Below are 8,859 nucleotides of genomic sequence, written 5' to 3' on the forward strand. Positions count from 1 at the left end.
CTGGCTGGCTTATTTCGTTTTCCGGCCCCGTCCTAAATAAGATGTCACTATTCAATATTCGAACTTATCGAAGGGGCATCGGTACTGAGTACATCTGATAATTTTATCGGTTTGGATAATGCGAGGAATTGGGATGATTCGCAGGCAGGTGGTTTTATCATTGCGGCTAAGTCTGATGTGCTCCTTGGGCGCTCCGAAGGTTCAACAGACAAAGCCAGATCAATGGCCTGCAAGAATGAATGTGAATATCCGGCAAGGTTACGTTTGACCAAAGGCTGATAATTATCCTCAAGACTGCGCACAATGCTTACCGGCGGTGGATAACCTATAATCAGGGTATGGAGCATGGCACCGATTGCGTAGATATCTGACCAAGGGCCTTGCTGCCCTTCATCATTGGCGGTGTATTGTTCAATCGGTGTAAAGCCCGGCCTGATAGTTACCTCAGATTCATCTGACAATTGTTCAGTCATTTTCTGTGCTGAACCTAAATCGAGCAAAATCGGATCGCCATTTTCTTGAATGAGAATATTGTCCAAAGCAATATCGCAGTGTAAATAACCTGCTTGATGAAGTGTGTTAATTGCATCAAGCAAAGGTAACAAAATACGGCAAAGCCAGCGCTGGTTGATGATGTTGGGTTGTGTTGCCAGCAAGGTCTTCAATGTCACTCCATTGTAGAATGGCGTGACAATATAGGCTGTTTGGTTTTTTTGCCAGAAACGAAGAAAAACCGGTAAGCATTTATGTTTGAACTTAGTCATTAAATGCGCTTCATGCACAAAATTCGTCAATCCAATTTGATATCTTTTTTGGAAATTTTGTCTGCGTAGTTTTAACTCCAGATTTTGATTGCGAGTCACCAGAGAAAAAGGCATATATTCTTTGATAGCAACCGAACATTTCTGTTGATGATCCCATGCACGGTATACAATGCCGAAACCTCCTTTGCCAATGACTTTTTCTATTTCCAATTCGTTAAAACAGTATCCAACGGGGAGTGAACAGGAAGATAATGGATTATCTATATTACAATGAGTTGACATGATGGACGCTCTCTTAGATCGCACAGTTACTCCATGAACTGGAACTGAAATTCACCTTGTCCGAGAGATACATGCAGCTGATGATATTGCTGTCCATTAGCACTGGCAGAAAGCAAATGCTGACTGATTTGCGGCAGCAAGGTGTTGGTTAAAATAGCATCAACCATACGGCCTCCCGATTCAATTTCTGTACATCGGCTAACGATATGTTTAATCATGTCATCATCGAATACAGCCGTAATAGCATGATTTTCCAATAATCGTTTTTTTATTCTTGCTAATTGTAAATGCACAATTTCTGTCATAACCTCATCGCTCAATGGATAGTAAGGAACAACCAGCAAGCGTCCCAGTAGGGCAGCGGGAAACACATTCAACAAAGGTTTCCGCAGTGCGGTACTGAGCGTTTCAGGTTCTGGAATCGGGTTTTGTTGCATACACAGTGAGTTGATTAAATCGGCACCGACATTGGATGTCAGGATAATAATGGTGTTGCGAAAATCAATATGGCGACCTTCTCCATCCTCCATCCAGCCTTTATCGAAAACCTGAAAAAATATTTCATGGACATCCGGATGAGCTTTTTCAATTTCATCCAATAATACGACGCTGTAAGGACGGCGGCGAACGGCTTCAGTCAGTACTCCGCCTTCGCCATAACCGACATAACCCGGGGGAGCACCTTTTAATGTTGATACAGTATGAGCTTCCTGAAATTCACTCATATTGATGGTAATCAGATTTTGCTCTCCACCATACAGAGTTTCAGCCAATGCCAGTGCTGTTTCAGTTTTACCCACACCAGAGGGGCCACATAGCATAAAGACACCAACGGGCTTATTGGGATCATCTAATCTGGCCCGTGAAGTGCGCACCCGTTTTGCAATTAATTCCAGTGCATGATATTGCCCGATGACACGCTGATCGAGCGTATCCGCCAACCGCAATACCGCATCAACCTCGTCTTTTACCATACGATTTAGCGGTATCCCTGTCCAATCGGAGACTACGGCGGAGATAACGTTACTGTCTACAGAGGCAAAGATCAGGGGAGTACCGTCTTGCAGGGTTTCTAATTGCTGGTGTAGCTCCGTTAATTCATTGTGGAGCAGATTTATGTCATGAAACACATCACTCTCACCATGCTGTAGCGTATCGTTTTGTTGTGCATGGGATGAATGTTCATGAAGCTGGCTTCGCAGTTGAATGATTTTATTGATCAAAGCAAGTTCTTGTTGCCAGCGATGCTCCAGTTTGGTCTGTTCTTCTTCCAGCCGCGATAATTGGGCAAGAATATTTTCTGAACGCTGATCATCAGCAATACCTATTTTGGATTCCCGTTCAACAATATCTAATTCAATCTTCAATGCATTAATCTGATGGCGGCAGTTCTCCAGTTGGGGTGGTTCTGCATGTTGGCTGATTGCCACTCTGGCGCAGGCCGTATCCAGTAAAGCCACCGCCTTGTCCGGTAATTGACGGGCCGGAATATAGCGATGAGAGAGGCGGACAGCGGCTTCCACGGCTTCATCCAGCAACAGAACATGGTGATGTTTTTCCAGCGAATTGACCAAGCTACGCAGCATCAATAGTGCTTTTATTTCATCAGGTTCATGAACTTGGACAACTTGAAAACGGCGGGTGAGGGCTGGATCTTTTTCGATATATTTCTTGTACTCAGACCAAGTGGTGGCACCCAGTGTCCGTAAGTGGCCCCGTGCCAATGCCGGTTTCAATAAATTGGCTGCATCACCAGTCCCTTGTTGCCCGCCGGCGCCAATCAAGGTATGGATTTCGTCAATAAACAAAATAATCGGAATGGGGCTGGATTGTACTTCGTCGATAACTTTACGCAAGCGGGACTCAAATTCACCCCTGACTCCGGCCCCGGCTTGCAGCATACCGATATCCAACAGCCAAAGCTGAACGTTTTTCAGTGGCGGAGGAACTTCATCTGCCACAATTCGCAAAGCCAAACCTTCAATAACGGCAGTTTTGCCGACGCCTGCTTCACCTGTCAGCAAAGGGTTATTTTGACGGCGGCGCATCAGGATATCGATAATCTGGCGGATCTCTTCATCACGCCCTGATACGGGATCAATTTCACCATTGCGGGCACGGGCAGTCAGTTCTTGCCCATATTTCCGCAAGGCGCTGTCCGTTGTTTGTTGTGTTGTTGCCTGACTCGCGTCATTGGTTGATAAATCAGCATCACCAATGACCGCTTGCGCTTCCGTGCTGCTTCCGCAGATAGCGTTAAAATTATCTACCAGCGTATCGGCATTTATCCGGTCAAATTGTGGAGAAATGGCTTTCAATATATTGCGCAAGTTAAACGTCTTTAACATGCCGATCAGCCAGTGTGCACTGCGGATTTGGTTCACCCCGAATTTCAGCGAACCATATACCCACGCTCTTTCCACAGCGCTGTCAATGTGTTCTGAAAGGTCAGAAATAGTACTGGCACCGCGTGGCAAGCGGTCAAGCGTTGCGATGATATCTTTTCTTAAGCTGGATTCATCCAATGCAAAATAGCGAATGATTAATTGCAAGTCATTGTCTTGCTGCTGCATGAGCTGGTGCAGCCAATGCACGAGTTCGACATAAGGATTGGCGCGTAATTTACAAAATGCAGTCGCATTTTCCAGTGAAGAGAATAAGACACGGTTGAGTTTACCAAAAAGCACAGAACGGCTAATTTCTGACATAAGTATGATCCGCAATAATTGTGTTTATGGAAAATTGTGTTTATGAAAAAACGGTTAGTTAGATGGAAAAATTAATTAGAGGAAAATCGTGCAGAATTTGTGTCGGCAGCTTCTGGATTGTAGATTAAATCGTCATAGTGTACTGATCTGGTCACGAGCCCCAGCCAGCTATTCAGACCCAATTTTACGTTTTCTGACAGATGCATTTCGGTTATTGCTGCTTGACTAAGTACCAGCCTAATGTCCCATGCATATTCAATCCCCAGATATTGATAAACCCATTCACGCAGTTGTTGGGATTTAGGCTGTGCCGGCAAAAAACTATCGTATTCTGCCCGCGTCAGGGGGCCAATCTCAATGCGGAATTTATGTTGTGTATCGTATATGGCAGTGCCTAAAAACGCTGATTCCCCCAAGCGGGGTATATGACGACCAGTGGCTAATCTCACCTGATCTTGCGTTTCAAGTTCCAACCATTGGGGAATATTCTGGACGACTTTGACAGGGACATTGAAATAAACAAATAAAACTTTTTCCAGCCCCTCCGCACTGTGCCCCTGACGGGAAATATGCCCCGCCAAGGCGTAACGGGCGTGACTGTTGATGATACTGTCTGTGTCTGCATCGCCAGACTTGCCGGCATATTTCTTGTTGCAATTCTGTTGGGCTGGTAAGCCCATGCCGGTCAAGCAGGCCAGATAATGACAAAATTGTTGATTGTCTGGGCGATCCAATGATGATGTGGGTTGAGCATTGGCCCATGCCCGGTAGAAAAGCAGTATCAGCCGATGGTGGAATATATTGGCAAAGGCACCCAAAGTCGAGTCATGGTAATTATATTCCCGTGTATAGGCATACTCAGTCAGAAAAAGTGGCATGGGCCCATTGGGGCCGAACAAACCGAAGCTGTAAATAAGTATTTCATGCAAATTTGAGTTTCCCAGCTTGCGGACTTTTGAAATTGTGGCAGGGGCGAATACCATTGAAGCGTGTTGCCCTAAGCGCAAAGGTTCATAGCGCGGCAACGGTGCCGTGCCTAATCGGTAATACTCTCCTGATTGGGCGTCAATGCGGCGTAGGGTCTGAAATAAATCAAATTGCCAGGGAGTCTGGGTGAGTTGTTGCCAGAAGTTTTCTGACAAACGGCATGCCCGATGAATGGCAATGACATCTGTATTCATATTCACATGCCCTTCTTATAGTAATTTTTTGCTTCCCATGCGGGTAGACCAGAAGCCTATCTGCCCTCGTTGGTGGCTATAGAGTGACATTTCAATAAAGGAATTCATGGTGACAAGGCGTGAGAATAATTTCTCCAGCACACTGCCTAAAAGCCACGGGCTGCTGCCGGCGAATTCTTGTTCATTCACTTCTAGCCTAATACTGACACCACGGGCAAAAACGATGGGGCCGGGCTTGGGCACCCGGCGATGAATTTCTTTTAATGAACAATGGCGTATTCCATTGATCTGGCGGGCCACCGCAGGTTCTGCAAGATTGGCATAAAGACTAAGCAATTGCCGTAAAGCCTGAGTGCCTTCTTGCTCATCTTTATCCATAAAATTCGTATAATTCATTTGCAGTTGGCTAATTAAAACCCATGCAGTTGCACCTTCTGCCAGCGCCGGATGTGGAATGGTTGGTTTTTTAAGAAACAGGATCTGCTCAATGGGGATGGAATCCAGCATGGCAAAACTATTGATGTCTTGTTGGCGTAGCATTGCGGGTAAATCGCGGTTGGTGCACATGACATCGGCACTCAAGTACTTTAATGCATTGGGCCATGGAGAGTGCTGTTCATCAACAATCGAAATGAATGTTTCTGTTCCGATATAACTGGTGCGCGTTCCATAATGCTGGGCATGATCAGATAAAACGCGGGGTTCACGGCGCAATGAAAAGTAAGCGCCATAATTGCCTTTATCATCACTGTTCGTTGACCAAAAAGGGCGGAATATCCGTTCTTCTTTATGTTGTTGATCGGCACCATGCAGGCGTTGTACCGAAAAAATTTCATAATCTAATGGGCGGATATTATCTGCAACCAGATGATATTCATTGGTACTGTCATCGACAGTGACCCGCTCGGTGATTTTGGGGAATAAATTAATCACGGGGGTACAGTTCAATGCCAAATAGGATTCATCCACTAAATTTTCCAAGGCATTGTCAATCTTGTCCAAAAGCAAGATCAGTTCAAACTCCTGTTCTTTTTCTGTCTGTTCCAGCAAGGATTGCATGCCATGAATACTGAAAAAACGGAAACGTGCAGGAAAAGCAAAATACTCTTGGATCTGGCGATAACCACTGAAATTACGGGGATCATTGGGCAAGAGTGCCTGATCGTCTTCAAATCCTTCATGATAGGGTGCAATATCGGGCAAAGCCTGATATTGCGGTGTCTCACCCACGGTCTGGCATACCATGCCGACGGAGTGTTCCATAATCAATTCCAGCAATCTTTGGGATTGGATATCTGGCCCTGAAATAAAAAAAGTCAGTTTATTTAAATCCAAATCATTCAGATAAAATTTACCTTTGCATTTCAGATTGATCCGCAGTGCGCTGACCGCGCCATAATGATGCAAGTTCAACCCCATGAGCGGTAAATTAGCGGGAATTTTCCCGAGTACAACTCGTTGTATATTTAATGGTTGCAGAGTGACATCTTGAGTGGTGGCATATTTAAACGTTATCCCTTCTTTCTTCAATGATTGGCAAAACATGATGGTATTGCGTGGAACTAAAAATCCGTGACTGATATCCCCCTTGCTCATGTCCGGCTGGAGTTCCGTGATTGCCATTGAAGGTGTCGGGGCCAAATAGTTGGGGTACAGCATTTCCAATAAATGTTGGGAAAAGTGTTGGAATTCAGCATTCATTTTTAATTGAATGCGGGAAGTCAGAAAAGCGAATCCCTCCATCAGGCGTTCAACATAGGGATCAGCGATATCAATGCCATGCATGCCCAAACGGCTGGCTATTTTAGGATAACGTTCCGCAAATTCTTTTCCCATTTCACGCAAGTACATCAGCTCTTGGTTATAATATTCCAGCAACTTGCTATCCATGAAATTCTCCTGTGTTTTTATCCTGCTTGTTTCATTGTGATATAACCATTTTCCAGATCGATGTCACTGCGGAACAGAAATTCAATCGGCCAAGGGATACACCACAAAAATCCTTTTATTTCTATAGATAATATGTTGTATAGAGACAAGGAACAAATATCGGAAATACATCTAACTTGAAGTCCATCGGGAATAATACGTGGTTCAAAAATTTGAATGGCATGAGTGATTTTATTTTGAATATCACTCCATTCGATATCAGATATGCATTTTCCAGATAATGGAGATATGCCAAAATTGTAAACGGAATTCACTAACTGTGGTAAAAAAGAGAAATCTTGATGAGGTTCTCTATTCATGGTGTTAAGTAGCCATTGCAAATCCCGCAATAAATTTTTCCGTAATTTTTGATGTGACAGTAAATAGTTATTGGCAGGCTCTTTTATTTCTGAAGGCTCATTATCTGTAAGCTTGTCTAATAAAGAGGGCTGCATTCTATCTCTGGCTGTTATGCGTGGAGGTTTCCGAGAATGATAACCTCCATATAATAAAGTGATATTATCCTTCATTAATCACCTATTAAATATTGTTATATCGATTGTATTTCAAGTGATGAACTCATTATCTGCCTCTTGAAATTAAATGGATATAGAATGGATGGATTCTGATTAAGGTAATGAAAAAGAGTAAGGGGAATTGATTATAATAAAACTGGCAGGTTCTTTAATTTTTTTTATTATTTTGTGATTCTTTATATCGACTGATTTCTGCTTCATAGGATTGAAGAAAACTTTCACCAAATGGAATATTATTCTGTTCAATATCATGGATTATTTTTTGATAATGCTGGGTAAAATAGTCCCATAAAAAAGCCTTGTGTGTTATTGATAATGGTAAATCAGAGAGGGAACCCTCTTTGCGTGCCTTTTGCTCAATGGCGGAAGGCTCAAGTAACCGTAAAATGTCCGTCGCAATAGTTTGTAATCCGGCAATTGCCCCTAATTGATGAGCTTGCAATTCAATTAAAATATCTCTTGTGGATTCTTCTGGTGACATAAAACCTGGCATATGGTCACCAAACATTTGAACCAAAACAGCCTGTCCGGAAGGCAATAATTGGAAAGGGTTATTAGCATCCGCCATAATCTGGGTTATGCTGGCACTTGTATGATTTTTTAACAATATTCGGTTTTTTAGTGACGTGCGCGATGCATTGAGTGCCATTATTCCCTGAAATAGCTGGCTGAATAGTTTTCCTAATTGATACATCATCTGTTCGTCAAATTGTGGCTTTTTAATATAACCAATTCCCATGCCATCCAAGAGAGCAGTCAGGAGTTTATCATCTAATTGTATTTTATTTGACTGAACGGGATTGGAAATAGGGGAGTGAACATCAATGGGGTCAATGTTAAGGCGTTCATCGGATCTATAATGGTTACCCTCTTTATTGGTACTATTTTCATAGTGCGTTGAATCTTCAGCAGTAAAAAGAGGAGGTGGTGGCGATGATAATATTTGAGTAATTGATGGTTCAGTATCCTGATGGCGTATTTCTTGTGGCTCAGGAATCGCTGCTTTATCCGAAGAGGTCAGTGGCTCAGCATTATCCAGTATCAGGTTCAGAGGATTATCGTTTTTAATATTCCTGCGAGTGTATTTATCAGAAACGTACTTATCAGAAAATAGCGCCAGAGGATCAACCTCCTGCCTGTTACGTTGATTGCCATAGAAATTGTTTTGTTGTGTCAAGGTGCTGGGAGAGGGATTGTTCAGGATATTTTCTTGCTGAGGCTCTCCATTCGGGTTAAACATCGCAACAGGATCTGTGGTGTGGGATTGCAGGCTATCGAGATCAATCCTGGTTTCTATTTTCTCAAGTGGATTAATGGGATTGCGTTCCTCATGTTGTCCGGTATTTATTAGTGGATTATTGTCATACGATTCATCGGAAATAGGGGGCTTTTTCTGATCCGAAGCTGAATTAAAAGGCGTGAAAATATTTTCCAGACCTTCCCAAACTTCATTGGGAAT

6 protein-coding genes are annotated in these 8,859 nt (G+C 43.3%); all 6 read right to left on the minus strand.

The window, feature by feature from the left end:
* Window positions 1–47 precede the first annotated feature (47 nt).
* Window positions 48–1,046 (minus strand): serine/threonine protein kinase, encoded by a 999-nt coding sequence (locus FE392_RS12915; RefSeq protein WP_319930622.1) that lies wholly within the window; start codon window positions 1,044–1,046, stop codon window positions 48–50.
* Between the two features lie 26 nt (window positions 1,047–1,072).
* A complete protein-coding gene (tssH, locus tag FE392_RS12920) occupies window positions 1,073–3,754 on the minus strand; it encodes a type VI secretion system ATPase TssH (protein ID WP_319930623.1) in 2,682 nt (893 codons plus the stop codon).
* A gap of 71 nt (window positions 3,755–3,825) precedes the next feature.
* A complete protein-coding gene (tssG, locus tag FE392_RS12925; RefSeq protein WP_319930635.1) occupies window positions 3,826–4,935 on the minus strand; it encodes a type VI secretion system baseplate subunit TssG in 1,110 nt (369 codons plus the stop codon).
* Between the two features lie 15 nt (window positions 4,936–4,950).
* A complete protein-coding gene (gene tssF / locus FE392_RS12930) occupies window positions 4,951–6,825 on the minus strand; it encodes a type VI secretion system baseplate subunit TssF (RefSeq protein WP_319930624.1) in 1,875 nt (624 codons plus the stop codon).
* A 17-nt stretch (window positions 6,826–6,842) separates the two neighbouring features.
* Complete coding sequence (locus FE392_RS12935) at window positions 6,843–7,394, minus strand: type VI secretion system baseplate subunit TssE (RefSeq protein ID WP_319930625.1); 552 nt, start codon at window positions 7,392–7,394, stop codon at window positions 6,843–6,845.
* Between the two features lie 154 nt (window positions 7,395–7,548).
* Window positions 7,549–8,859 (minus strand): type VI secretion system-associated FHA domain protein (locus FE392_RS12940; RefSeq protein WP_319930626.1); only part of this gene is annotated, 1,311 nt, incomplete at its 5' end.

Source organism: Xenorhabdus santafensis, assembly GCF_033949405.1.
GTDB lineage: Bacteria > Pseudomonadota > Gammaproteobacteria > Enterobacterales > Enterobacteriaceae > Xenorhabdus > Xenorhabdus santafensis.

Coding starts and splice junctions, on each gene's coding strand:
- tssG (WP_319930635.1), bottom strand. CDS start 4,935: ATGAATACAGATGTCATTGCCATTCATCGGGCATGCCGTTTGTCAGAA.
- FE392_RS12935 (WP_319930625.1), bottom strand. CDS start 7,394: ATGAAGGATAATATCACTTTATTATATGGAGGTTATCATTCTCGGAAA.
- FE392_RS12915 (WP_319930622.1), bottom strand. CDS start 1,046: ATGTCAACTCATTGTAATATAGATAATCCATTATCTTCCTGTTCACTC.
- tssH (WP_319930623.1), bottom strand. CDS start 3,754: ATGTCAGAAATTAGCCGTTCTGTGCTTTTTGGTAAACTCAACCGTGTC.
- tssF (WP_319930624.1), bottom strand. CDS start 6,825: ATGGATAGCAAGTTGCTGGAATATTATAACCAAGAGCTGATGTACTTG.